The sequence below is a fragment of the Salinibacter pepae genome, assembly GCF_947077775.1.
Classification (GTDB): domain Bacteria; phylum Bacteroidota; class Rhodothermia; order Rhodothermales; family Salinibacteraceae; genus Salinibacter; species Salinibacter pepae.
Genome location: NZ_CAMTTE010000001.1, coordinates 2,116,647 through 2,140,139, shown reverse-complemented (window position 1 = coordinate 2,140,139; position 23,493 = coordinate 2,116,647). Strand labels below are relative to the sequence as shown.

17 protein-coding genes are annotated in these 23,493 nt (G+C 64.1%); 14 read left to right on the top strand and 3 right to left on the bottom strand.

Annotated elements, in window-relative coordinates:
• Nucleotides 1–138: 138 nt before the first annotated feature.
• Nucleotides 139–276, bottom strand: a complete 138-nt coding sequence (locus tag OJA40_RS08960) for a hypothetical protein (RefSeq protein ID WP_013060693.1) — start codon at nucleotides 274–276, stop codon at nucleotides 139–141.
• 932 nt (nucleotides 277–1,208) lie between these two features.
• Here OJA40_RS08960 and OJA40_RS08955 point away from each other — a divergent pair.
• On the top strand, nucleotides 1,209–1,859 hold the full coding sequence (locus OJA40_RS08955) for a hypothetical protein (RefSeq protein WP_263810391.1): 651 nt from the start codon (nucleotides 1,209–1,211) through the stop codon (nucleotides 1,857–1,859).
• Between the two features lie 12 nt (nucleotides 1,860–1,871).
• On the opposite strand, the gene OJA40_RS08950 is transcribed toward OJA40_RS08955, so the two are convergent.
• Nucleotides 1,872–3,740 (bottom strand): PAS domain-containing sensor histidine kinase, encoded by a 1,869-nt coding sequence (locus OJA40_RS08950; RefSeq protein WP_263810390.1) that lies wholly within the window; start codon nucleotides 3,738–3,740, stop codon nucleotides 1,872–1,874.
• Nucleotides 3,741–4,483: 743 nt separating this feature from the next.
• Between OJA40_RS08950 and OJA40_RS08945 the strand changes: the two genes are divergently transcribed.
• The 5 genes from OJA40_RS08945 (at nucleotide 4,484) to OJA40_RS08925 (ending at nucleotide 11,994) form a co-directional block, all read left to right on the top strand.
• Nucleotides 4,484–5,419 carry a hypothetical protein gene (locus OJA40_RS08945; protein WP_263810389.1) on the top strand — a complete coding sequence of 312 codons (936 nt, stop codon included), beginning with the start codon at nucleotides 4,484–4,486 and terminating at the stop codon, nucleotides 5,417–5,419.
• Nucleotides 5,420–5,875: 456 nt separating this feature from the next.
• Nucleotides 5,876–8,185, top strand: coding sequence for a TonB-dependent receptor (locus tag OJA40_RS08940; protein WP_263810388.1), 2,310 nt, complete (start codon nucleotides 5,876–5,878; stop codon nucleotides 8,183–8,185).
• A gap of 70 nt (nucleotides 8,186–8,255) precedes the next feature.
• Nucleotides 8,256–9,227, top strand: a complete 972-nt coding sequence (locus OJA40_RS08935) for a DUF4249 domain-containing protein (RefSeq protein ID WP_263810386.1) — start codon at nucleotides 8,256–8,258, stop codon at nucleotides 9,225–9,227.
• 295 nt (nucleotides 9,228–9,522) lie between these two features.
• Nucleotides 9,523–10,440, top strand: a complete 918-nt coding sequence (locus OJA40_RS15655; RefSeq protein WP_480918970.1) for an EamA family transporter — start codon at nucleotides 9,523–9,525, stop codon at nucleotides 10,438–10,440.
• A 156-nt stretch (nucleotides 10,441–10,596) separates the two neighbouring features.
• Complete coding sequence (locus OJA40_RS08925) at nucleotides 10,597–11,994, top strand: DNA recombination protein RmuC (RefSeq protein WP_259084113.1); 1,398 nt, start codon at nucleotides 10,597–10,599, stop codon at nucleotides 11,992–11,994.
• Between the two features lie 48 nt (nucleotides 11,995–12,042).
• Here OJA40_RS08925 and OJA40_RS08920 read toward each other — a convergent pair whose 3' ends face one another.
• Nucleotides 12,043–12,933 carry a DMT family transporter gene (locus tag OJA40_RS08920; protein ID WP_118829879.1) on the bottom strand — a complete coding sequence of 297 codons (891 nt, stop codon included), beginning with the start codon at nucleotides 12,931–12,933 and terminating at the stop codon, nucleotides 12,043–12,045.
• 330 nt (nucleotides 12,934–13,263) lie between these two features.
• On the opposite strand from OJA40_RS08920, the gene OJA40_RS08915 reads away from it, so the two are divergent.
• From OJA40_RS08915 to OJA40_RS08880, 8 genes are all read left to right on the top strand, one after another.
• A complete protein-coding gene (locus OJA40_RS08915; RefSeq protein WP_272506858.1) occupies nucleotides 13,264–14,625 on the top strand; it encodes an inositol-3-phosphate synthase in 1,362 nt (453 codons plus the stop codon).
• A gap of 57 nt (nucleotides 14,626–14,682) precedes the next feature.
• Nucleotides 14,683–15,624: an HD domain-containing protein gene (locus tag OJA40_RS08910; RefSeq protein ID WP_118829875.1), complete on the top strand. Its 942-nt coding sequence runs from the start codon at nucleotides 14,683–14,685 to the stop codon at nucleotides 15,622–15,624.
• Between the two features lie 72 nt (nucleotides 15,625–15,696).
• A complete protein-coding gene (locus OJA40_RS08905; RefSeq protein WP_263810380.1) occupies nucleotides 15,697–16,758 on the top strand; it encodes a Gfo/Idh/MocA family protein in 1,062 nt (353 codons plus the stop codon).
• Between the two features lie 291 nt (nucleotides 16,759–17,049).
• A complete protein-coding gene (locus OJA40_RS08900) occupies nucleotides 17,050–19,236 on the top strand; it encodes a YcaO-like family protein (RefSeq protein ID WP_263810379.1) in 2,187 nt (728 codons plus the stop codon).
• A 53-nt stretch (nucleotides 19,237–19,289) separates the two neighbouring features.
• The gene (locus tag OJA40_RS08895; RefSeq protein ID WP_263810378.1) at nucleotides 19,290–20,132 is read left to right on the top strand and encodes a sugar phosphate isomerase/epimerase family protein; all 843 of its coding nucleotides are present in this window, start codon (nucleotides 19,290–19,292) and stop codon (nucleotides 20,130–20,132) included.
• Between the two features lie 47 nt (nucleotides 20,133–20,179).
• On the top strand, nucleotides 20,180–21,409 hold the full coding sequence (locus tag OJA40_RS08890) for a glycosyltransferase family 4 protein (RefSeq protein WP_103016311.1): 1,230 nt from the start codon (nucleotides 20,180–20,182) through the stop codon (nucleotides 21,407–21,409).
• Nucleotides 21,410–21,442: 33 nt separating this feature from the next.
• Nucleotides 21,443–22,387 (top strand): PIG-L deacetylase family protein, encoded by a 945-nt coding sequence (locus tag OJA40_RS08885; protein WP_263810376.1) that lies wholly within the window; start codon nucleotides 21,443–21,445, stop codon nucleotides 22,385–22,387.
• A 62-nt stretch (nucleotides 22,388–22,449) separates the two neighbouring features.
• On the top strand, nucleotides 22,450–23,385 hold the full coding sequence (locus OJA40_RS08880; protein WP_103016313.1) for an NAD-dependent epimerase/dehydratase family protein: 936 nt from the start codon (nucleotides 22,450–22,452) through the stop codon (nucleotides 23,383–23,385).
• Nucleotides 23,386–23,493: the final 108 nt, after the last annotated feature.

The window sequence follows — 23,493 nt, the reverse complement described above, 5'->3', positions numbered from 1 at the left end:
AGCGGGCGCTCCTCTCGAGTCTCGAGACCGCCTCCGGAGCGCGCCTGCTGGCCTGGCGTGCAGCCTGGCAGGCCGGGCGCCGCAGCGCAACGCGGTCGCAGCGCGCCCCGAGCGCAATGGTGCTAAAGCACGACGGGACTAGAGCGCGATGAGAAATCCCACCAGCGCCACCGAGACCACGGCGAGCATGTAGTCGTCGAAATTGGACGCGTCCCGCTTGCGGTCGTGGCGTTTCCGAGGTCGGTCGGTCGTCTGAGAGCGGCGTGCTGTCTGCATGGGTCCGGGCTAAAGATGCTTGTCAAAGAAAACGAAGGGGCGCTTCCCGAGGGGGAAGCGTTCCCTCGACGCTCACGCTTCTACGTGTGCCTTCTGCATGTGCGGCTCCGCGTCTGCGCACATGCTTGGACTGAAAATACCCCTGGGCGGTCCGGTGCGTGCGACAAGTGGGCCCGCTGGCGCGACGGATGGGCCCTCTTCGCCCGATGACCTGCTCGTCTCGGGGACCTGCTCGTCTCGGGGCATTTCTTTTCGGGGCATTTCTTTTCGGGGGCCTGCCCTCGGGGGAATCTGAAGGCCCGCTTTTCAGTTCTGAAGGGCCACTCTTCAACAGGAGGCGTTCGGGGAACGGCGTCCGTCCCGAGAGCTGCCTCCCCCGCGTGGGTTCTCGTTCCTGTCGGGCCTGATGGCATCCTATCGGGCCTGATGGCATCCTATCGGGCCTGATAGCGTCCGGTCGGGCCCGGCGGCCGTTCTCCCGTCGGTCCGAGGCCAGGCGGTCCGGAGAGGGTCTCCTGCCCGGTCCGGCTGGGCTCCGTGCCGGCCCCCGTCGTGGCGCAGGGACTGTTTCCGGCCGTGAGGGGGACCTCCAGGCCGCGACGAGAGGGGTCCACGAGGGAATGCCCCCGTGCAGGTCTCGGTTAAGACGGAGGCGCCCCCCTAAAACTCGTCCGCCCCCCAGGCCCCGTCCACGCTCGCTACCGACCGCAACGGCGCTGCGCCCAGGAGACCTTTCGTCTTCGTGTTCATCGGTTCGTGTTCACCGATTCGTGCCCACCGGCGTCTACGTGGCCCCGTCCAAAGGAACGCGCCTCTCTCCTAGCGGCTCACGTACCTAGCAGCTCACGTATGCGGCGTTCGACTTCGGATGCCCAACGCCTCCCCAAACCTGTCTCGCACAGACCGATCTCGGCCAGACCGTCCCTCCGACCATGAGTCAGCCCGAATACATTGCCGCTCTGCTTTCGATTATCGTCGGCCTCGGCCTGACCGACCTGGCCCAAAGCCTCCGCGAACTGGTTCGCCCCCGGCGGACGGTCAACTGGCACTGGCTGCCCCTTCTCTGGGCCGCCACCGCGTTTCTCCTTGTCGTTCAGTTTTGGTGGAACTCGTTTTCGTTTCTGAAGGGAGCCACCTCGGAGTTTTTCCTCCCGTACCTTGTCGCGTTTCTGCTTTTGTATCTGACCTGTGCCTTCGCGCTGCCCGACCCGGGGTGGGAACCGCCTGGGTCGGAGACAGGCGGCGGATTCTCTGTCGAGTCGCTAGGGGCCCGGGCCCCACTGGATCTGAGGGCATTTCACTTTTCTACGGCACACCGCCGGTGGTTCTTCGGGGTCTTCATTGCCTTCATCCTCACGAGCCAGATCAGCAGCCAGATCGCGAGTCTGTTTGCCGAGCGGAGCGTCAACCCCCAAGAGATCCCGGGCAACCTGGTCCTGGTCGCCCTTCTCGGCACGCTCGTGTGGACGGGCCGAAAGTGGGCCCACGCGGTGATTTCGGTGCTCTGCTTTCTGGGAATCGGGTGGTCCACGCTCGCGACCATCCTGGGCTGGACGCAATTTGGGGAACTGCTCGGGCTTTGACGGCGCCCCCCCTCAGCCACCTACGGTCTCGTCGGAGCGCTCGTGCGCGTCGTCGGTCAGGGGAAGCGTTACGGCAAAGCAGGTGCCCTCGCCCTTTTCGGTCTCGACATCGACCTCGCCCCCAAGCTCGTCGGTAAGCCGCTTCACGATCGACAGCCCCAGGCCGCTGCCCTCGTACTCACGGGCCATCCCCTCCGACTCTTGTCTGAAGGCCTGAAAGAGCCCCGGCACGTTCTCCGGGTCCATTCCGATCCCGGAGTCCTCAATCTCAAGGGTTGCGCTTCGGCCCTCATCCAGGAGGCGAATCCCCACGCAGCCTCCCGCCGGCGTAAACTTAATCGCGTTCTCTAGCAGGTTTCGGCAGATTCGGTGGAGGGCGTCCTCGTTCGAGATGCCGCTGACTGGTGAGTCCGGGATCTCAGTTTGCAGAGCGAGGGATTTTTCAGTGAGGTCGTCACGGAGCGCTGCGGTAACGTCCTCGACGACAGCCCTCAGCGAGACCTCCTCCCGCTTGAGCTTGTGGACGCTGGACTCCAGTTTTGAGAGATGGAGCACCGACTCGAGCGTCCGCTGAAGCCGCTCACTGCTTTTGCGTATCTTGGTGGCGAAGTCTCCGTGCTGGCCACTGAGGTTCTGTTCCAGCACCTCCGAGAAGCCGGTGATGGAGGTGAGGGGCGTGCGGATCTCGTGGCTCATGTTTGCCAGCATCGCGGACTTGAGCCGGGCGGCCTCCTCTGCCCTTTCTTTTGCCTCACGGAGCGTCTGTTCGCGCTTCTTTCGCTCGGTGATGTCGGTGTGGATCCCCAGCATCCGAATCGGCTCTCCTCTATCGTCATACTCGACAATACCGCGGCCTTCAATCCACCGTTGCTGACCACCGGGGATCTGCGCCCGGAATTCCGTCCTGAACTCCTCTTGAGCATCGATTGCCTGCTCGATGTCCTCCCGGACACCCGGAAGATCATCGGGATGAACGCGCTGGGCCCAGGCCGCAAACGTTCCTGGGAACCCCCCAGGCTCATACCCAAAAAGCCGCTCGGAGGTCTCGTCCCAGATCACCTCGTCGGCCTGGATTTCCCAGTCAAACGTCCCCGTGTCCGACACGTCGAGCGCAAGCTGAAGGCGAGCATACAGCGTCTGAAGCCGCTCCTCCCGCCGCTTCCGCTTGGTGATGTCCGTGTATACGGAATACGTCTCTGAGGCCCCCGAGTCCAGGGCCTGGTGATTAATTCTTCCGGTGCCCCGCTGCGTGTCCCCCGGACGGATGAGGTCGTACAGGTTCTCCCCGATGGATTCCTCGGGGTCATGGCCGAACGCCCTCTCGAACGCAGCGTTGGCAGCCAGGATGTTGAGCGTTTCTCCCTCAACCCGCCCGTGGACGACAGGAACCGGAAGGCCGTCCAAGAGATTTTCGAGCCGATTGCGGTCGTCCTGCGCGTCGCGTGTGGCTTCCTTCAACTGGGCGGTACTGTATCCTACGCAGAGGCCCGCGATTCCACCGACTGTGGTTAGTTGCAGAACGATGACGGCAGGCTTGATTTCTTCCTGCAGGACCTGCACTCCCACCACGAGCCCAGCAAGAAGCCCCAGCCCAAGACTTCCCACCAACGCGTATTTCGCCACGTCCGGTAGGTAGGGAGCACCGGATGGGCTTTGAAGAGGCCTCCACCCGACGTAGGGAAGCGCCAGGGCCAGGAGGATCGGCACCAAATTTTCCAGTACCGTCGTCCACAGCGGGTCTCCCTGGCGGACCCAGTCCGCGTAGACATCAAACAGAAGGGAGGACGTCAGCGTCAGACCGACGACGAGCAACAGCTGAAAGGCACTGCGCCGGCCCAGTGCTGAAGGACGGGAGAGGGCATCGGTGGCCGAATCGAACATGGGAACTTGCGAGTGCGGCCCGAAGAGCTTTTGGCACCGGAACGGCTCCCAGCAGAAAATGGCTCTTTGGGAACGGAAGGGCAGCGTTACGCCCGTGCCCACGGCACGTCCTCAAGCCTGCTCCCCTGTCTGAGAACGATCCTTCTGTTCAGAGACGATCCCTACTGGGGGATAGTTCGGGGTGGGACCCGCCCGGTGTGCTCGCATTTCTCGAAGGGGGATCCACCGCAATTTTGTCTCTACGTACGGCCGCGATGAATGCCGTTGAAACAAAACATTTTTCCAAGACCAGTTTCGTTCTCTCCACCTCGGTTTACCTAATTCATATTTGCAGGTATCGGATTCGCACCAGCCTTGAGACCCTTGGGGTCCGCATAGCCTCTCAGGGCCTTGTGAGGGACAGAAAGAACGCTGGCCATGTATCACGCCCGACCCGTGGCATGAGGAACTGGTGGCCGACGAGGCTGTGGCTTGGCTCACGGCCATGCGGCGCCAGGCCCATTCACGCTTGTACAGCCCGGGTTTCGTCCGGCCCAGCGGGCCTCACACTTTTCCGAATGGGTGATGTCTGGCGGCCGAGTGGCACTCTTCCGGCGGCCCGTTGTTAACACAGGTCCAGACACTTTTGCTAGTAGGAGAATCGCGCCATGCGGACCCGTTTGCGCAGTGCTGCACTTTTGCTCGCGTTCGCGCTGGTCGGCGCCGGGCTTCTCGGTTGCGACCAAGGGGGAACCTCTCCTCCCATGACCGCGGAGGAGGCCCGACCCCAGATCATCGAGTCGGCGAGTGGCCTGCAGGGAGCAGCCGCGACGTTTGAACAGACCCCTCTCGCCCGCCTGTCCGAGGCGATGATGACCTCAGGGTCCGAGGGGAGGACCGTCTCGCGTTGGGGCAAAGCGCTGACCTCTGGCCTCGGGGCCGTGCTCGACACGACGGGTGGGAACTTCAACTACGACGCCAGCACAGGCGTCTATGTCTGGACCTCGGACACGCAGGCCTGGCGCCAGGAGCGCCCGGCCGACAGCCTCATTCTCCGGTTTCCAGAGTCCCCAGACGCACCGAGCAACAACGCAACCTTTACGCTGAGCCGCTACGAGACCCAGTCGGTCACAGTCGGAGGTTCAACAGAGCAGATACCAACCGAGATTGGAGCCTCGCTTGCACTGGAAAATGAGGGAGAGATCTTCTCTGTAGACCTGAGGGACGTTGGGTTCACGTTTCTTGGAATTCCGCAGTCGTTTTCGCTGGACGTGACGGCGAATCCGCTTGCCTTCACCACCAGTCTCAAGCGTGGTCAGAACGGGACATTCCAGTACGAAGACCGGTTTCGAAACGATGGTCAACCAGTGACCGCCACCACAGCGACCGTGGACCTCTCCCCGGACGATGCCGAAGGCGATGACAGCACGCTTGGCCGCGTCGAGGGCACGACGCAGGTTGGGCAGGACCTTGCGATCGAGTACGCAGCGGACGTTGGGGCGCTCTCTGCCCTCGAAGACGCGTCGGCGGACGAGATCAGTGACCGCGTGAGCGTCGATGTGCTGCTGCAGGGCAACCAGGTGGCGACGCTCCGGTACGACGGGTCTGCCGAGCAGGTAATCGTGGAGTATACCGACGGCACGACCGAGCCGCTCTCAGACCTTCTTCGGGAGATCGGAGTGTCGGGGGGCGCCTCCTGAAGCGGGGCCTCTTTTTCTGAGGCGAAATCATTCCTTCAGGGGCGACGCGTTGCAGACGTGAGCAGGGGACGTTCCCAACCGTCGATTCGAGACCTTGAACCCGCAGGCGCCTCCAGGCCCCCGAGCCCAGTCGCTGAGATGCGCGCGAGGGGGCGTGCTCTCCGATCCCCGGAGCGCTGACCTGGGTTGCCAAGCCCCCACGTTCGCCGAGGGTGCCCTCACGCCAAAGGACCCATTGCCAGCGTGCGGTTCGTTGCCGGGAGGGGCCTTCTCACCAGCAGCCCCCGCCGTGCCGGTAGAGAGTCTCGTACCGACAGGGCCCCGCCGGACTCGAGCATGGGGGCATCGAGCATGAGGGGCCCGTTCTACAGGAAATCACGCCGATGAATGCCGCCGGTCCGGTCGCCTGCTCTGCCCGCGTGGCCTGAATACATTCCAAGTGTGCCTCCCAGTTGTATGACTGAGCACTCCCGTTCCGTCTTCACCCTCGCCGGCTTGTGCGCAGCCCTTCTCCTGACCCTGGGGCCCATCCCCGCCGGGGCCCAGGAGAGCGCGTCCCTGAGCGGCTACGTGCGGGACGCCGAGACCGGCGAGACGCTGATTCAGGCAAGCGCTCTCGTCAAGGGGACCAGCCGCGGGGCGGCCACCAACAGCGAGGGCTACTACACGATTCAGGACCTCTCCGCCGGCACGTACACGATTGTGTTCTCCTACATCGGCTACCAGAACCGCGTGGAGAAAATCACCCTGTCGGCCGGCGAGGCGCGCCGTCTCGACGTCGAGCTTCAGCCGGCGGGCGTGGCGGGCGAGGAGGTCGTCGTGACCGGCGAAGCGGCCGACGAGGAGGGCTCCGTGAGCATGGACCAAGTGGAGACGGCCCTGATTAAGGAGCTCCCCACCGCGTTCCAGCCGGACGTCTTCCGCACGCTGAAGCTGCTTCCCGGCATTAAAACCGCCTCGGACTACTCCAGCAACCTCTACATCCGCGGCGGGGGGCCGGGCCAGAACCTAATTCTGCTCGACGGCACCACGGTGTACAACCCGACCCATTTCTTCGGCTTCTTCTCCACGTTCAACCCCGATGCGATCAAGGACGTGGAGCTGTACAAGGGGGCGTATCCGGTGGAGTACGGCGGGCGCCTCGGGGGGGTGGTCGACATCCGCAACAAGGACGGAAACCGCCGCGAGACCAGCGGGGGGCTGAGCGTGGGGCTGCTCGCGTCCCGGGCGTACATCGAGGGGCCCTACGGGGGAAGCGGCGACTCGGCGGACGGCTCGTACATGGTCGCCGTGCGCCGCTCGACCCTTGAGCCCGTGCTGGCGGGGCTGCGGCGCACCGGTACGGATGGCATCCCGGACGCCTTCGCGTTTTACGACGTGAACGCGAAGGTCAACTACGACGCGGGCCCCGACGACAAGCTCTCTCTGTCCCTGTACGGGGGGCAGGACCGCCTGGACCTGCAGTTTCAAACCGCCGGGCGCTTCGACATCGACTACGGAAATCAGACGATCAGTGCGGACTGGACGCACCTCTTCGGAAGCCAGGCCTTCTCGACCCTGCAGGTCACCGGGTCGCGGTACCGCAGCACCCCGGTGGCCAACATCGCGAACACCGAGTTCGAACAGACGAACGGGGTCGACGACCTGTCGGTGAATGCGGATATCGAGTACACCCCCGGCTCGAACCACACCCTGAAGGGCGGCGCCCAGTGGAGCCTGCTCTCGTTCCAGCTGCAGGAGTCCTTCGACGGCTCCGTGACCTTCGACCAGGACCTTCGCAGCCAGCAGGCGGCCCTCTACGTTCAGGACACGTACAAACCGACCGGCGACTGGACCCTCAAGGCGGGCCTTCGGGGCTCGTACTTCCAGAAGGGCAGTTTTTGGCGCCTCTCCCCTCGCCTTTCGGCCGAATACTCCTTGTCCCCCTCCGTGCAGCTGCAGGCGGCGTACGGGCGCTACCACCAGTACATCACGCTGGAGACCAGCCAGCTCTTTACGGGCTTCGACACGTGGCTGATGTCCGACGAAGGCGTGCCCCCGTCTTCGGGCGACCAGCTGGCGCTGGGGCTGACCACGCAATTCGGGGACGGCTGGCAGGCGGAGGTTGAGGGCTATGGCCGCACCATGCCCGGCCTGTTCCGGGAGGACCCGTTTTCGTCCGGCACGGCAGGGGTGCCCTACGCCGAGCGGTTCCAGATCGGCGACGGGCGGGCTTACGGGTTGGAGGCGCTGCTGCGCCGAGAGACCGGGGACTTCACCGGCTTCCTCAGCTACACGCTGGGGCGCACCGAACGCCGGTTCCCGAACATCAATGAGACCCAGGCAGGGGGGCCTCAGTACTACACGCCGAAGTACGACCGGACTCACGACCTGACGCTCGTTGCGAACTATCGGCTCACCAGGGGCTGGCGCCTCACCAGCACGTTCAGCTACAGCACGGGCCAGCCCTACACCCGCCCCGAACGGCAGTTTAGCACCGTGGACAGTCCCTTTCAGTCCGCCACCGACGAGCGAACGGTGCTGATCAGCCCCTTCAACAACGCCCGGCTCCCCCCCTACCATCGCCTCGACATCGGGGCGACCCGCAGCGGGAAATTCTTCGGGATTGCGGACTACGAGTTCAAGATACAGCTCATCAACGCGTATGCCCGGCGGAACGTCTGGTTTTACCAGTACGAGCGCCAGGACGACGGGAGCCTCGAGCGCACCGAGATCCCCCAAATCCCGGTCCCGATCCCCAACCTGTCGTTCACGCTCACGTTCTAGACGGAGTATTGCCGCTGAGCATTGCCGTTGACCTGTGCGCTCTCGCACCCGGCACACCGCCCCCTCCTGTATGCGACGCCTTCTGCTTTTCGCCATTTTTGGCCTTGCTGCCCTCGTCGGCTGCGATACGGCCGCCCTGGAGACCGAATCCCAGGTCGTCGTCGAAGCCTACCTGGAGGCCGGTGAGCCGATGGACTCCGTCCGGCTCACGCGCACCGCACGGGCAAGTGCGGAGTACACCCCCGAGCGGACGGCCGTTCAGGGCGCGGACGTGCAGGTGCAGCGCCTGAACGACAGCGGCGGCGTCGCGGCGACCGTGCCGTACACGGAGACGGACAGCACGGACGGGCTCTACATCCCCGAGACACCAGCCACCGTCAAGCCTCAGGGCACGTACCGGCTGCGGGCCGCCCCGCCGGAAGGCCCTGTCGTCACTGCGGAGACCACCGTGCCGGCCCCCGTCGAGGCCGTGCGGACCCAGAACGACACGACGACATACCCGGACCCGGACGACGAGAACTCCGACCCGCCCCAGTTCGAACTGACGGTCCGGCCCGGGCCGTCTGCCCTGGAGCGGCAAAACGTTTACGTTCTCACGTCGCGGTCCCTGCTTGAGCTGCAGTCCATTCCCGCCAGCCCGCCCGATAGCGTCGCCGGACGCCTGCTGACCCCATTCTATCTCGAACAATACGATGCCGACAGCGACACCCTGGCGTCGTTCCGCGTCAACTCGTCGGGCCTCCTGAACGAGGCGAACTTCACCTCCAACGACGACGGCACCGTCAGCATCACGCTCCCCTGGCTTGCCGTGGCCTTCTACGGGCCGAACCAGGTCCGCGCAAGCGTGGTGGACGACAACCTTTACGACTTTCTGCGCACGCAGTCGGCCCAGCAGATGAGCCTGGCCCCCGGCGAGATTCCGAACGTTGACGAGGACATCGAGAACGGAACCGGCATATTTGGAAGCTTTGCTGAGGCCAGCGGAAAGGTCCTCATTCGCCCACCAAACCTAACGGGCGACGACGTCCCGCTGCGGCCCTGATGACTTCCTTTTCGGCGCGGCGGAAGGGATCCCATGGGTCCGGAGCAGCCTGTTGAGCAGGGCACAAGCGCATCCCTTGCAGGGACGCTTCGGAAGAGAAAAAGGGCGCTTCTAATCGGAGTCTCGTTTCGGCCCGGACGCCTGACATGCCGGAGAGCCAAACAGCGCTGCGGCGTGTTTGCCTTTCGGCGCGCATGCCCACTCCCCAACGCGGTTCTCCGCTCAATTTCGGAATCGGTGGCGCGGAGGTGGGCCGGAACGAGTTCGCTCCTACACTTTCACCTGAACCACGTCTGTGAGGCACTACGTCGGGAAGAGACGGGCTTGGATTGGCTTCGCCGCAGTCACAACGATGCTTTGGGGAACCTGGGGAGCTCTGATCGAGATTCCGGAAAAGGCCGGGTTTCCCCCTCCACTGGGATACTCTGTGTGGGCGGTCACGATGGTCCCTCCCGCGATCGTGGCACTGGGCATAGCCGATTGGGATCTGGACTGCGACGTGTACTCTGTCTGTATGGGGATGGCGGCGGGGGGACTCGGGGCAGGGGGGCAGTTGATTCTATTTGAGGTTCTTAGATTGGGACCTGCATACATCGTGTTTCCAATCGTGTCCCTGTCTCCCGTCGTCACGGTCCTGCTTTCTGCGTGGTTGATCGGGGAACGGGCTGGGCCGAAGGGCTGGGTGGGAGTCGCGTCTGCACTGGTGGCGATCGTTCTTCTGTCAACCGAGGGCCCGTCCTCTGACGCCACAGCCGCCGGTGGAGGGATCGCGTGGCTCGGGTTGGCGCTCCTCGTGTTTTCGGCATGGGGGATTCAAGGGTACATTATCAAGCGGGCGAACCGGACCATGAGGGCAGAGAGCGTCTTTTTTTACATGGCTGCCTCGGCTCTGCTTCTCGTGCCGATCGCGATCGCGATGACGGACTTCTCACAGAGGATCAACTGGGGACTGCGAGGGGCCGGGCTGGCCGTTCCGATACAGCTGCTCAACGCAGTTGGGGCTCTCTGCGTCGTGTACGCGTACCGGTACGGGCGTGCCATCATTGTCTCGCCCATGACGAGCGCCGCGGCGCCAATGATTACCGTGATGCTGTCGCTCTACATCTACTCGACCGATCCGTTGGATATTCCCGTCAAGCTGACCGGCATTGCCATGGCCATCACGGCGGCCTTTTTGATGGTCATCGACGGGGAAGGGGAGAAGCGGGAATAAGGCACTTTACAGGGCGGTCCAGAGTTGTCCCTTTCCGGACGCTCTTCGACGGGCCTGGGGAAGCTCAAAAGCAAAGCTCAAAAGCAGGAGTCCCTCTGGATTCGTTCCTGGGGGAACCGGCGCTCTCCACGTCTGCATTAACCAGCCTATTGACGCATGCCCAACATCCTCATTCTTTCTTTCGCTCTAGCCCTCGGCTCGGCCCTTCTCGGCGGCGGGATCGCGTGGTTGGCTTTGAAACGCCGCGTCGAGGCGGCCTACGAGCGCGGCCTCGCGGACCGGGAGGAGGACGTCTCTGCGCTGAAGCAGAAGGTCTCCGCCCTCCAGCAGGAGACCGAAAGCCTCACGTCCCAGCTCGGCGACGTCAAGGCCGAGCGGGACGAGCTCAGCGGCCAGGTCGGCGACCTCAGGGAAGAGACGTCTACCCTCAAGACCAAAAACGAAAACCTCCGAAGCCGGCTGGAGGAGCAGGAGGGCCGCATCGAAAAGCAGCAGGAGGAGCTCAGGGACCAGTTCAAGAACCTGGCCAACGAGATCTTGGAGGAGAAGACCGAGAAGTTCACCGAGCAAAACGAGGAGAACCTGGATCAGCTGCTCGGTCCGCTTCAGGAGAAGCTGGAAGGCTTCAAGGAGAAGGTCGAGGAGACCTACGAGAAGGGCCTTAAGGAGCGTAGCCAGCTGGAGACGCAGATCGAGCAGCTGAGCGACCTGAACGAGACGATGTCCGAGCGGGCCGAGGATCTCGTGGGCGCCCTTGAGGGCCAGTCCAAAACCCAGGGCGACTGGGGCGAGATGGTCTTGAAGCGCATCCTGGAGGAGTCCGGCCTGAAGGAGGGCCGGGAGTACCACACGCAGGTCAGCCGGACCAACGGGCAGGGCAAGCGGCTCCGGCCGGACTGCGTGATTGAGCTGCCGGAGGACCGATTTGTCGTGGTCGACTCGAAGGTATCGCTCACGGCGTACCGGCGCTTCAGCTCCGCAGATGGAGAGGAGGAGCGGCAGAGCCACCTCAAGGACCACCTCCAGTCGGTTCGGAGTCACGTCGAGGGGCTCGCCTCGAAGGACTACGGGAGCCTCTATGGCGAGCGGAGCCCGGACTTTGCATTGATGTTCATGCCGATCGAGCCGGCCTTCGCCCTGGCCCTGCAAAACGACGAGGGCCTCTACCAGAGCGCCTTCGACCAGGGGGTGGTGATCGTAAGCCCGACGACGCTTCAGGCCACGACCCTGACGATCGCCAACATCTGGCGGCAGGAGCGGCAGACCCAAAACGCCCGGGAGATCGCCGAGCGGGGCGGGCGGCTCTACGACAAGTTCGTGCTCTTTGCCGAGGCGCTGGAGGAGGTGGGCCAGCGGATCGATCAGGCCCAGGAGAGCTACCACACCGCCCGGAAGCGGCTCACCGACGGGCGCGGCAACCTGCTCCGGCAGGTCGAGATGCTGAGGGAGCTGGGCGCGGAAAACAGCAAGGACCTGCCTGAGGAGATGGAAGGGGACCTGGCCCGCGCCGATCTGCCCGACAGTCAAAAGACTGGCTCCGACGACGCATCCTGAGGGACCTGGCCCCCGGTGCGTGACGCTTGGGCCGCGGCAAGGACCGACCTACCGCTTCCAGGCGGCAAATCCTGTCCCGGCAACCACGAGGAGCGCCCCCGCTATGCTCCAGAGGTCGACCGCTTCCCCAAACACGAGAAGCCCCAGCCCGGCGGCGAAGACGATCTGGAGATACGACACGGCCATGGCACGACCGGCTTTCTCATTGTGGAGCCCCTTCGTGAGCAGAATTTGTGCAACTTGAGCACAGCCGGCAACCCCTCCGATCAGCATGATCCACTCCCAGAACGTCGGCCACTGCAGATCGGTGACCGCTGCCGTCGGAAGTCCCCCGATCGTGGCGACGAAGGGAAAGTAGAACACCACCACCAGTGGGTGCTCGGTCTTGCGGAGCCTGCGGATCAGTACTTGCGCCGACGAGGCGCACACGGCCCCCAGGAGGGCAATTCCGACATAGGTGAGATCGAGTGCCGCGCCAGAGCCTCCAAATAGAAACGAGGGCTGTGTGATAAGGGCGACCCCTGCAAGACTCGCAAGCGCCCCAAGAAGCTCCGACGTGCGTAGTTCCTCCCCAAGCACTGCCGCGGCAATGAGGGCAGTGAATACGGGATTGGTGTAGTGGATTACGGTGGCATCTGCCAGGGGAAGCTTCGTGAGGGCAAAGAAAAAGCAACTGAGGGTTGCAAATCCGAAAAAGCCCCTGAGCCAGAGCAACGTCAGGTCCGTTCCCCACAGAGAGGCCTCGTCAGACCATCGGACGAGGACGTAGCTATAGATTAAAGTGACGGCGGCACGGGTGAGGACAATCTGCTGACTCGACACGCCCCCCTGGCCAACGACTTTGACAAAGGCGCTCGTTAGGCTCCAGAAGAACGCAGCACCCACGATGTAAAAAATCCCCGAGTAGGCGCCAACCAGTGGCTTAGTGGATGAACTCATTCGTTTCTGGGGGCATCAGGTGGGACCGCGAGCAGCAACGATCCTGGGGGCCTCTGATCTCTCATCGTGACCCGACCCCGTCGCAGTCAACCGAGCCGAGGGGGGGTTGGGCGAAAGGCCCGAGAGCCTCGCTGGATGGACGGCAGGATTGGACGGCAGGAGTCTCGCATGGAGTACGCGCGTATCGCTTCGCCGCGACGCTGATTGGGAGAAGGCACCCGCACGCACATACTTTACACAACCGTTGTGAAGAGAAGGGAGAGAAAAGGCAATGAGAGCTATTACACTAGACGGCAATTTTGATGCTCTCACACGCAGAGAAACGAACGGATGGCCTCTTCTGACTCCCCCTCTGGACGACTCGGTGTTGCCATAGTGGGACTTGGCGGCGCGGTCGCGACGACGACGGTCGCCGGGATTGAATTGATGCGCTCCGGCAATGCCAAGCACCACGGGCTTCCCCTCGCAGCCCTTGATGAGAGCCTCACGCAGGGCCTTGCCTCCTACGAGTCGCTTGTGTTCGGCGGCTGGGACTTCTACGACGTAGACCTCGAGCAGGCCGCAGAGAACCATGATGTGCTCGATCCAGGTCAGTTGGAGAAGGTTCGCTCTAGCTTGGGATCACTCAGCCCCTGGCCCGCGGTGGGCAATGAGCGGTTCTGTCGGGAGGTAACTGGGGACCACCAAGTGGCCACGTCGGGACACCGAGAGACGGTCGACACGCTACAGGATGACCTGCGTCGCTTCAAAAGCGAGAACGACCTGGACAACCTCGTGGTCGTGAATTTGGCCTCCACGGAGGCTCGGGCCGATCCCTCTCTGCCTGTATACGGTTCTGAGGAGGCGTTTCGCAACGGGATCGAGGAAAACCACGAGGCCATCAGTCCGGCGATGCTCTACGCGTTCGCTGCGATCGATGCCGGCGTGCCGTACGTCAACTTTACGCCCAGCCTGGCCGCCGACACCCCTGCCCTTCGGGAGATGGCCTCGCGCCTGAACGTTCCCGTGGCCGGAAAGGACGGCAAGACCGGACAGACGCTCCTGAAAACCATTTTAGCACCGGGCCTGAGGTCACGAGCACTGAACGTGGACGGGTGGTACTCGACCAACATCCTCGGCAACCGCGACGGCCGTGCTCTCAGCGACGAGGACTCTCTCGCCTCGAAGGTTGAGACCAAAGGGTCTGTGCTCGACTCCATACTGGGGTATGAGGTTGAGGACCACATTGTCGACATCCGGTATTACGGCCCCCGTGGCGACAACAAGGAGGCGTGGGACAACATCGACCTGACGGGGTTTCTTGGAAAGAAGATGCAGCTGAAGCTCAACTTTCTCTGCCGCGATTCCATCCTGGCGGCCCCGCTCGTGATCGAGTTGGTTCGGTGTGTCGATCTTGCCGATCGCACCGAACAGGGCGGCGTCCAGGAGCATCTCGGGGTGTTTTTCAAGTCCCCCATGGTGGAGAAGGGCCACGTTCCGGAGCACGGCCTCCCCTCTCAGCAGAGGGCCCTCCATCAGTGGCTTGAGCGAGTTCACAGCTCGAAGGACGGGGCGTCTCCATCGGAGGAAAATGGAGAGGCAGGCATTCCCGCGAGCAACGGCACCGAAAGCAGTGGCACTGAGAGCAACGGCAAGGCCCCGGAGTCGGCGGCGCCGTCGGGCAGCCCGTCCTCATCCGTCGCAGACAGGTGAGCGTACCCCCCTGGCAGTGCGCCCGCCGCGTTCTTGAGCCTGATCGATGGCCCCGACATGTCCGACCCTGGATTGGCAACCCTGCCCGCGTACGAACCGCTGCTCCGCGACATCGTCAACCTCAAGCGGGTCCGATCGGCGGGCCGCACCGGAAGTTGGATGGAGCGGAGTTTTCGGAGAGGATGGAGCCGGATTCTCCATGTTGAGGACGCCCCGGAAACTGCATCATTCCGGCCTGCCGCAATCGAAGAAACCGCCGAGGCCATCCTGGCAACGCGGCTTGCCGACGTATCCGCTCCTGTCCTCCGCGAGCATGGACTGAGCGCGGAAACCACGCGTGAGATCCGCGTCCGTGGTTTCGAGGAAGCCCCGCTTCCCGACTCCCCGCTCCGCGATTCGCTGCGTGAGGCAATTTCCAGCAAGGACGCCGCAGGGGAGCCAGTGCGGGACGGAGGAGAGTCTCCTGGGTTCGTCGACGCGCTCTGCGAGCAACCGCGAGCGGGCGTGACTGCCCCAGGGACGTCTCGGTTGATGCTGACCCCGACTGAGAGCCACGGGGACCATTGTGGCGCTGTTGCCGTCTTCGGGGTCCTGCTCGCTCCGCTTTTTGGGGCCGATGTTGCAACAACATACCTGATCGGCCTTGCTCATCACCTGCACAACGCAACGCTCCCGGACGCAGGGCATGCGGGCGATGTCATCCTCGGCGATTCGGCGGGCGCCCTCATCGACGCAGGCCGCGAGCGGGCAATGCGGGCGATTCCAGAGGAGCTCCACGACCCGATCCACTCCGCTCTTGCCCACACCGAACACGTCGATTCTCCAGAAGCGCGAACCTTCCACGCTGCCGATGCACTAGACCGGGTTTTGGAAATCGCCTGGCACGCGCAGACGGCGGACTTTTCCCTCGACGTGGCGCTGGACGAATACAACCTTGTCCACGAGGGCTTCGCACAGGACTGGCAGCAGCGCGTGCTCGACGCCTCAGTCTTCTCCTGACTTCCGGTCCGCCCGGCTCGCCACTTTTTTTCTTCTACCGCGCACCCCAACACTCTCAACGACAGCCCCAACATGGACGCTCCCGCTCAGAACGTCGATACGGTCGGATGGGGGGTCATCGGATGCGGGTGGGTGGCCCGCGACTTTGGCATTCCCGCAATCCAAAACGCCTCGAACAGCCGACTCGTGGGGCTTTGCGACCGGGACGGGGATGCCCTGGCGGCCACGCTTCCTGACACCAGTGTGCCATGCAGAACCCAGCGGACCGGCGAGCTGCTCCGGCGCGACGACCTCGACGCTGTATACGTTGCAACCCCCAACGACAGCCACGCTGAGCTCGTGTCTGCCTGCGCGGAGGCAGGGAAGCATGTGCTGTGCGAAAAGCCCATGGCCCGCACAACGCCCGAGGCCGAATCCTTGGTAGACGCCTGCCGCACTGCCGGTGTCCGCTACGCGACAGCGTTCGACCAGCGCTTCCACCCCGCTCACCGTCGGCTTCAGGATCTTGTCGCGGACGGCACGCTGGGTACCGTGACCACTGTTCGGATCCATTACGCCTGCTGGACCCCGGCCGACTGGACTCCCGATGGCATCAGCCTCGACAACTGGCGTGTTGATCCCGACCGCGCGGGCGGCGGTGCATTCATCGACCTCGCTCCCCACGGCCTCGATCTCACCCAGATGATTTTGGGGGAGCCGCTCACCTCCGTGTCGGCCCTGTTGCAGGGGCAGGTCTTCGATTATCCGGTGGACGACGGTGCGGCCCTCATCGCACGGTCGGAGAGCGGCACCCTCCTGTCACAGTCCGTCGCCTACAACTGCCCCGACGTGTTTCCGCGACGCCGCCTGGAAGTCATCGGGACCGAGGGGCGCGCACTGGCGGTCAACACGATGGGACAGGACGAAGGAGGCGAGGTCACGCTTACGCGCAGCGATGGCACCGAAACGGCGATTGATTTTGACAAGGACCGGTCGCCGTTTCTCGGGCAGGTGGACGCCTTCGCCCGTTCGGTGCGTACCGTCGAGCCGTTTCCCTTCTCTCCGGCCCACGACCTCCACATCATGCGCCTCGTCGACGCCGCAGTCGAGTCCCCCAGTACCGAGGTCCCGGTGTCTCCGGCCCCTGCCGCCTGACGCTGTCGCCCGGTGTCGTGTGGCCTGGCGCCCCGCGACGCCCCGATCCGTGTCCGATGATCCGTGTCCGATGACACGTAGTTCTCACGACGAGTCGTTTCTACGCTCACTTGCCCCCTCTCCTGCTAGCCGACCATGCCCCTCTCGCATTACTGCACAGAGCACTCCGGCTTCTGGCAGAAACGGCCCTCACCGCCAGAATCGTGCCCGGTCTGCGAAGATTACCGGCATCCACTCCCCCCAGACGGGTACGAATTTCTGACGCCGGGCGAGGTTGACGACCACGTGTCCGTGGACTGGACAGAGGTGCTGCCCGGCATCACGATGTTCTGGACCGAGCCCCAGATTGGGGTCGGCTCGCGGGGATTCCTGGTCGAGCACCCGAACGGCAACATCGCGTTCGAGGGGGCGACGTGGTACGACGACGCGGCGCTCGATCACATTGAGTCTCTTGGGGGGATCCAGTACCTGTCCGCCTCGCATGCCCACGTGTACGGCGCGCTCTGGCGGCTGTCGGAGCGATTCTCACCGGAGACGGTCATCCAGGAGGCCGAACTCCCGTACGCGCAGGCATTTCCGGTGACCTGGCCGTTCGACGGGCGCGCCGAACTTACTGCCGGCGCTACCCTGCATCACACCGGCGGCCACACGCCCGGCCACGCCGTGCTTCACCTCGAGGATCGCCGCCTGCTTTTCTGCGGGGACGCGCTCAAGTATACGCTTGACGAGTACCCCGTTGGCGACGCTGTCTCGATCTCCACGCACAGGGCGTACGACGCCCACATTCCGCTCACCCACGCGGACATTCGGCAGTACCGCGACCTGATGGAGCCGCTCGACTTCGATGCCGTCATCACGCCGTGGGAGGTCGTTCCATCCGGCGGCAAAGACGCCGCCCTCCATCTGTTCGCGGAGCAACTCAGCGGCCGCCCGTTCGCTGACCCACTCCCCCTGCGCGAAACCGTCGAGGAGGCAGATGCCGCCCCGGATCGCGCAGAGGGTTCGCACACGGCAGATCCTGCGCGTGCGTATCAGGAGGCCATGCCCCCCGGGGAAACGTTTGCGTTTCCCATCACGGACCTTGACCGGACGGACATTCCGGTGTGGACCGTCGCGCACTTCCCGGAGGAGCGCCCCGGCATGAACACGTCTGCCGGCTACGGGTCGACGGACGCGTCGGCCCGGATCGGCGCGTGGGGGGAACTATACGAGAAGGCCTCCAGTCGGCAGGCCGTTCCGGAGCTCCCCCGCCGCACGGCATCGTACGAGGATCTTGCCGCGGCCGGCGAGCCTGCCCTCGATCCTCGGCGCTTGCGCCTGCCGGTGGGCACAACATACGCCCACGACCAGCCCCTGGTGTGGGCGCAGGCGCGCCGGTACCCGTCCCACGATCCGGTCTGGATTCCCATCGAGGAGGCCGCCGCCTACTTCGGAGACCTTGACGGCATTTCTCCGGCGCGTGAGGACGGCTGGCTCTACACGCCCATCACCAACGGCCTCGGCGCGGGGGACTCCTTCGAGCGTGCCCTGGGGCACGGTCTCATGGAGCTGGTGCAGCGGGACGGAAACAGCGTCACCTACCGCGCCCTCGACCAGGGCGTCGGGGTATCGGTCGACAGCGTCGCCGATCCCGACATTCGCCGGCTTCTCGATCAGTTCGACGCGGCCGGGGTCGAGCCCATCATCAAGCTTGCCGACACGGCGTTCGGCATGGCAAATTTCTATGTCGTCGGTCACGAGCGCAACCTGGAGGACGCGCCGCATCCGCTCATGATTACCGGTTGTGGAGAAGGGGTCCACCCGGACCGGGAGATTGCCCTGGCCAAGGCGCTGCGCGAATACGCGTCGTCCCGCGTCCGCAAGCGGTTCAACCACGGCATGCTGGACGACATCCGCCAGGTGTTTCCGGACGGGTACGAGGAGCACGTGCGCCAGCAGTCCCCCGCCAACGAAGAATCACGGTCGTTCCAGGCCCTGAAGGAGTGGAGTGACCTGAGCGTAGAAGCCCTGCATGACCGAATTGACTTCTCCCTCCGGGTCGACGAGACGGTTCGCCTCTCGTCCCTCCCCACTGTTGCGCCCGGCACACTGCAGTCCCCGGAGGCCCTCCTCGACCTCGTTGCCGGGCGGTTTCTCGACGCGGGCCTCGACATTTTCTATGTCGACTACTCTCCAGAGGGAGGTCCTGCGCACGCTGTGAAGGCAATCGTGCCGCCCCTGGAGGTGGAGACAGCGACGTACGATCGGATTGGGCGGCGTAACATCCGCCGCCTTGTGCGGCGCGGGAGCGACATTGCCGGGCTGGGGGAGCCGCCCAACGGTGCCCAGCGCGTCCCGCTTCCTCCGGCCGACGAGGAGGCACTCGGCGACCAGGCTTGGTTTCACCCGGGACGTATGCGTGAGGCGGTTGACGGGCTGTACGCCATGTACCGCGAGCCGAAACGCCACGTCCTTGCTCTCGAGGCAGAGCGTTCCTAGCGACGGCCAGTTCCCAACAGTCACACTGATCCTCCCGACCCGCGCCCGCACACATGCTCCGGTTCGCATACAACACGAACGGTGCTTCGAACCACCGGCTCGAAGACGCCCTTGGCCTGATCGCCGGCTCCGGGTACGACGGCGTCGCGCTAACGCTGGATCACCACCACTTTGACCCGTTCGCGCCGCGGCTTGACCACCGCGCATCCAAGCTGTCCTCGCGCCTCGACAAGCTAGGGCTGGACCTCGTGGTGGAAACGGGCGCACGGTTCCTTCTCAACCCGCGTGAGAAGCACGAGCCGACACTGATCCACCCGACCGAGGACGGTCGCGATCGCCGGATCGAGTTCTTGACGCGAGCCCTCGACGTTGCGGCGATCTGCGATGGGGAAGCCGTATCGTTTTGGGCGGGACGCCCCCAGGAAGGGGTCGGCGTGGACGAAGCGTGGTCTTGGCTCGTGGAGGGGGTGGGGCAGGTCGTCGAAGCCGCAGAAGAGCGGGGCGTGACGCCGGCGTTCGAACCTGAGCCCGGAATGTTGGTCGAGACCGTCGGCGACTTCTATCGCCTACAGGACCAAGTTCCCGGGCTTCGGCTCGCGCTCGACACGGGCCACTGTCTGGTGACGGAAGAGCGAGCCCCTCAGGCGGCCGTTCGGGAGTGCGAGTCGGACCTTGGGACCGTCGCCATCGAGGACATGAAGCGGGGCATCCACGAGCATCTGTTCTTCGGAGAGGGCGACATGGACATTCCCGCTATTCTCGATGCGCTCGAAGAAGTTGGCTTCGGGCGTCTCGTCTGTGTGGAGCTCTCGCGCGCGTCCCCGACCGCCCACGAGACAGTCCCCGACGCCCTCGACTATCTCCGAAGCGCCGAACGAGTCTCCCCCGATGCGTGAGGGGCGTTCGCCACGTTCTGACTCTATGCATCCATCTCAACGACACAATGCGCATCTGCTTCATTTCCCGCCGTTTCTTTCCCACCATCTCCGGGATGAGCGTCTACGCGCTCAACCTGCTCCGCGAGATGGTGGATCTGGGGCACGACATGACGATGCTCGCCCAGTACCGCGATGATCCCGAAGGAAAGGGCGTGTACGGAGGGGGACCGCCCAACGACGTAGAGGACGTAACGGTGATCGGGATGGAGTCGAAGGGCGAGGCCGAGAATGGAGACTTCGAGCGCGACATCGATGCGATCGTCGACCGTGTCGTGGCAGAACACGAGGCTGAACCGTTCGACATCATCCACGCGCAGTACGGCTACCCGCCTGGGCTCGCGGCCTTGAAGGCCAGCCGGAAGCTCGGCATCCCAAACGTCGTCTCCATTCAAGGAGGGGACGGGCACTGGGTTGGGACGAAATCCAAGACCCTAGAAGCCGCAATGCAGGCTGTCCTCGGCCACGCCGACCGACTGCTCATCGGCTCTCGGTCCTTCGCGAAGGAGGTGCGTGAAAACCACGGCACGCCCCTGGACCGCTTTACGATCGTTCCCGGTGCGGTAGACGTCGACCGCTTTGCCCCACGGGACGAGGAGGCTGTCGGTGCCCTCCAGGACAGCACCGCCCCGACACTCCTTTACCACGGGCGGGTGGACGAGCGCAAGGGAGCAGTCGACATGATCGATGCGGTTGCCAAGCTTCCGGACTCGGTACGTCTCATCATGTCCGGCATCGGCCCGGACGTCGGCGCTGTCGAGGAGCGCATCCGTACGCTGGGCGTGGAGGACCGGGTGGAGATGACCGGCTACGCGCCCTACGATACCGTCCCGGACATCTACCGCCGAGGGGACGTGTTTGTCTCGCCGACGTACGCAGAGGGCTTTTCGAACACGATCCTTGAAGCAATGGCGAGCGGGGTGCCCATCGTCTCGACCGAGACGGTTGGCGTGGTGGACTGCCTGCGAGACGAAGACAATGCGCTCCTCGTCTCTCCGGGCGACCCCGATGGGTTGGCCGAGGCCCTCTACCGGATGGTCGAGAATGACGACCTGCGCACCCGCCTCGCTGAGGATGCACTTGCGGAATGCCGGTCGACGTATGCGTGGTCGGTCATTGCCCGCCAGATCGCAGACATTTACCGGGACATAAGGGGCACGGAGCCGGACACGAGTTGGTCACTGCCGGATGGGCCCGTCGACCGGTGCATCTACCACGAGAAGCCACACCTTCTGTAGTCTCGCCCTCTGTGGTCTCGTTTTTCCTTCTCCATGCCGACAGCCGCGGTCTTGTCCCCTCATTTGGACGATGCTGCCTTCTCGTGCGGCGGGCTGATGGCCCGGCTCGCCGATGCGGACTGGCAGGTCGTGCACGCGACGCTGTTCGCCGCACCGGTGCCGGACCCGTCCGGCTTTGCGCTCAGGTGCCAATTGGACAAGGGCATCGGTGCGGACGTGGACTACATGGCGCTCCGTCGGGACGAAGACCGCGTGTTCGCCGAGCAGGTCGGGGCCTCCAACGTCGTGCACGGACCGTTTCCGGAGGCCCCGCATCGCGGCTACTCGTCGCCCGATGCTCTTTTCGGCCCCATTCGTGACGACGATTCTGTGGTGGATCCCCTCTGCGGCTATTTGCGTGCCCTGCTCCGCGAGCACAAGCCGGACCTCCTCGCCCTTCCGCAGGCCATCGGCGGGCATGTCGATCACGTCCAGCTCGTCAATGCCGTCGGCCGTGTGGAATCGCTGGATACCTGCCCGCCGCTCGTCTGGTATCGCGACGCGCCGTACGTCATCGAGCATCTCGGCGCCCACTCTCCATTCCCCCGCGTTCGCAAGCGCAGCCCGCTCGCCGTCGACGTAGAGCCGGTTCTGCGGCAGAAGCTCAACGGGGCGGCCGCCTACGAGTCGCAGCTTGGACGCCAGTTTACGCGTCGGTTTTCTGACCGTGACTGGGCCTCTGCCGAAAGTCAGCCTGCCAGCAGCCGGGGTGGAGCGACGCCCAAAGAGGATCGGGACGCGGAGCATGCCATCATGCGGCGTGCCTTGACCTACCTCGCCCACGAAGAGGCCCGCCGCATACAGGGCGACGCCGACGGCGCGAGCTCTCAAGGCTCCTTGTCAAACCGCGAGGGGGTTCCTTCGGCCGTCGAGCGGTTCCGCGGGAATGCCGATGCCGCAGGGAGGCTCGATGCATTGCTGCTGAGGACGCACTGCTGACGTCCCCGCTGCGTGCCTTCTCACCCGTGATGCCTCTCAATCCAACATCCGACTTCAACAGCATGGACGTCCTCGTCACAGGAGGAGCTGGATTCATCGGATCGCATGTCGCTGACATGCTCGTCGAAAGGGGCCACTGCGTGGATGTCATGGACAATCTCTCGGCGGGACGGCGCGAGTATGTCCCCGATGAGGCTACCCTTCACGTTCTCGATGTCCGATCCGAAGCTGCCGCCGACCTGGTTCGGGCCCGATCTTTCGATGCGCTGGTCCATCATGCCGCTCAGATCGATGTCCGCGCGTCTGTGGAAGACCCGACGCACGACGCTGGTGTGAATGTGCTTGGACTGCTCAACCTGATGGAAGCGGGGCGCCGGGGTAGCCTTCAGAACGTCGTGTTTGCCTCCACGGGTGGGGCCATTTACGGGGAGCCGGAGTACACGCCACAGGACGAGACTCACCCGGAACGCCCGGTGTCTCCGTACGGGGTCGCGAAGCTCTCCGCTGAGCACTACCTTCAGTACTACGCCCGGCAGTTCGGCATTGACGTCGTCTCGCTCCGGTACGCCAACGTGTACGGTCCCCGACAGGACCCCACTGGCGACGCCGGTGTGGTCGCGATCTTTGTCGGCGAAATGCTTGGCGGCACACAGCCGGTGATCAACGGCGCCGGCGATCAAACACGAGACTACGTGTACGTCGCCGATGTCGCCAGGGCCAACGTACAGGCCCTCGACCACGAAGGTTGTGACCTTGTCAACATTGGGACTGCCCAGGAAACAAGCGTCACGGACCTCTTTCGGTTGATCAAAGCAACGACCGGTGCGGACGTTGCCGAGAAGCACGGTCCGTCCCTGCCCGGGGAGCAGAAGAGAAGCGTTCTTGATTACGCAAAGGCACAGTCGGTACTGGGATGGAAGCCGGAGACACCTCTCCGTGAAGGGCTCGGCAAGACAGTTGAGTGGTTTTCAAGTGACGCCCCCGTGCAGGCCCCCTGAGTCAGACGCTTCCAGTACCATCCGATCCTGCATCACATCCGTCAATCCTGCCTCGCGTCCATCAATCCTGCCTCGCGTCCAATTGTCGCCCCCTAAACTTCTTTAGAA

Excerpts from the sequence above, each read along its gene's own strand:
- OJA40_RS08960 (WP_013060693.1), bottom strand. The coding sequence starts at position 276 with ATGCAGACAGCACGCCGCTCTCAGACGACCGACCGACCTCGGAAACGC.
- OJA40_RS08955 (WP_263810391.1), top strand. The coding sequence starts at position 1,209 with ATGAGTCAGCCCGAATACATTGCCGCTCTGCTTTCGATTATCGTCGGC.
- OJA40_RS08950 (WP_263810390.1), bottom strand. The coding sequence starts at position 3,740 with ATGTTCGATTCGGCCACCGATGCCCTCTCCCGTCCTTCAGCACTGGGC.
- OJA40_RS08945 (WP_263810389.1), top strand. The coding sequence starts at position 4,484 with ATGACCGCGGAGGAGGCCCGACCCCAGATCATCGAGTCGGCGAGTGGC.
- OJA40_RS08940 (WP_263810388.1), top strand. The coding sequence starts at position 5,876 with ATGACTGAGCACTCCCGTTCCGTCTTCACCCTCGCCGGCTTGTGCGCA.
- OJA40_RS08935 (WP_263810386.1), top strand. The coding sequence starts at position 8,256 with ATGCGACGCCTTCTGCTTTTCGCCATTTTTGGCCTTGCTGCCCTCGTC.
- OJA40_RS08925 (WP_259084113.1), top strand. The coding sequence starts at position 10,597 with ATGCCCAACATCCTCATTCTTTCTTTCGCTCTAGCCCTCGGCTCGGCC.
- OJA40_RS08920 (WP_118829879.1), bottom strand. The coding sequence starts at position 12,933 with ATGAGTTCATCCACTAAGCCACTGGTTGGCGCCTACTCGGGGATTTTT.
- OJA40_RS08915 (WP_272506858.1), top strand. The coding sequence starts at position 13,264 with ATGGCCTCTTCTGACTCCCCCTCTGGACGACTCGGTGTTGCCATAGTG.
- OJA40_RS08910 (WP_118829875.1), top strand. The coding sequence starts at position 14,683 with ATGTCCGACCCTGGATTGGCAACCCTGCCCGCGTACGAACCGCTGCTC.
- OJA40_RS08905 (WP_263810380.1), top strand. The coding sequence starts at position 15,697 with ATGGACGCTCCCGCTCAGAACGTCGATACGGTCGGATGGGGGGTCATC.
- OJA40_RS08895 (WP_263810378.1), top strand. The coding sequence starts at position 19,290 with ATGCTCCGGTTCGCATACAACACGAACGGTGCTTCGAACCACCGGCTC.
- OJA40_RS08890 (WP_103016311.1), top strand. The coding sequence starts at position 20,180 with ATGCGCATCTGCTTCATTTCCCGCCGTTTCTTTCCCACCATCTCCGGG.
- OJA40_RS08885 (WP_263810376.1), top strand. The coding sequence starts at position 21,443 with ATGCCGACAGCCGCGGTCTTGTCCCCTCATTTGGACGATGCTGCCTTC.
- OJA40_RS08880 (WP_103016313.1), top strand. The coding sequence starts at position 22,450 with ATGGACGTCCTCGTCACAGGAGGAGCTGGATTCATCGGATCGCATGTC.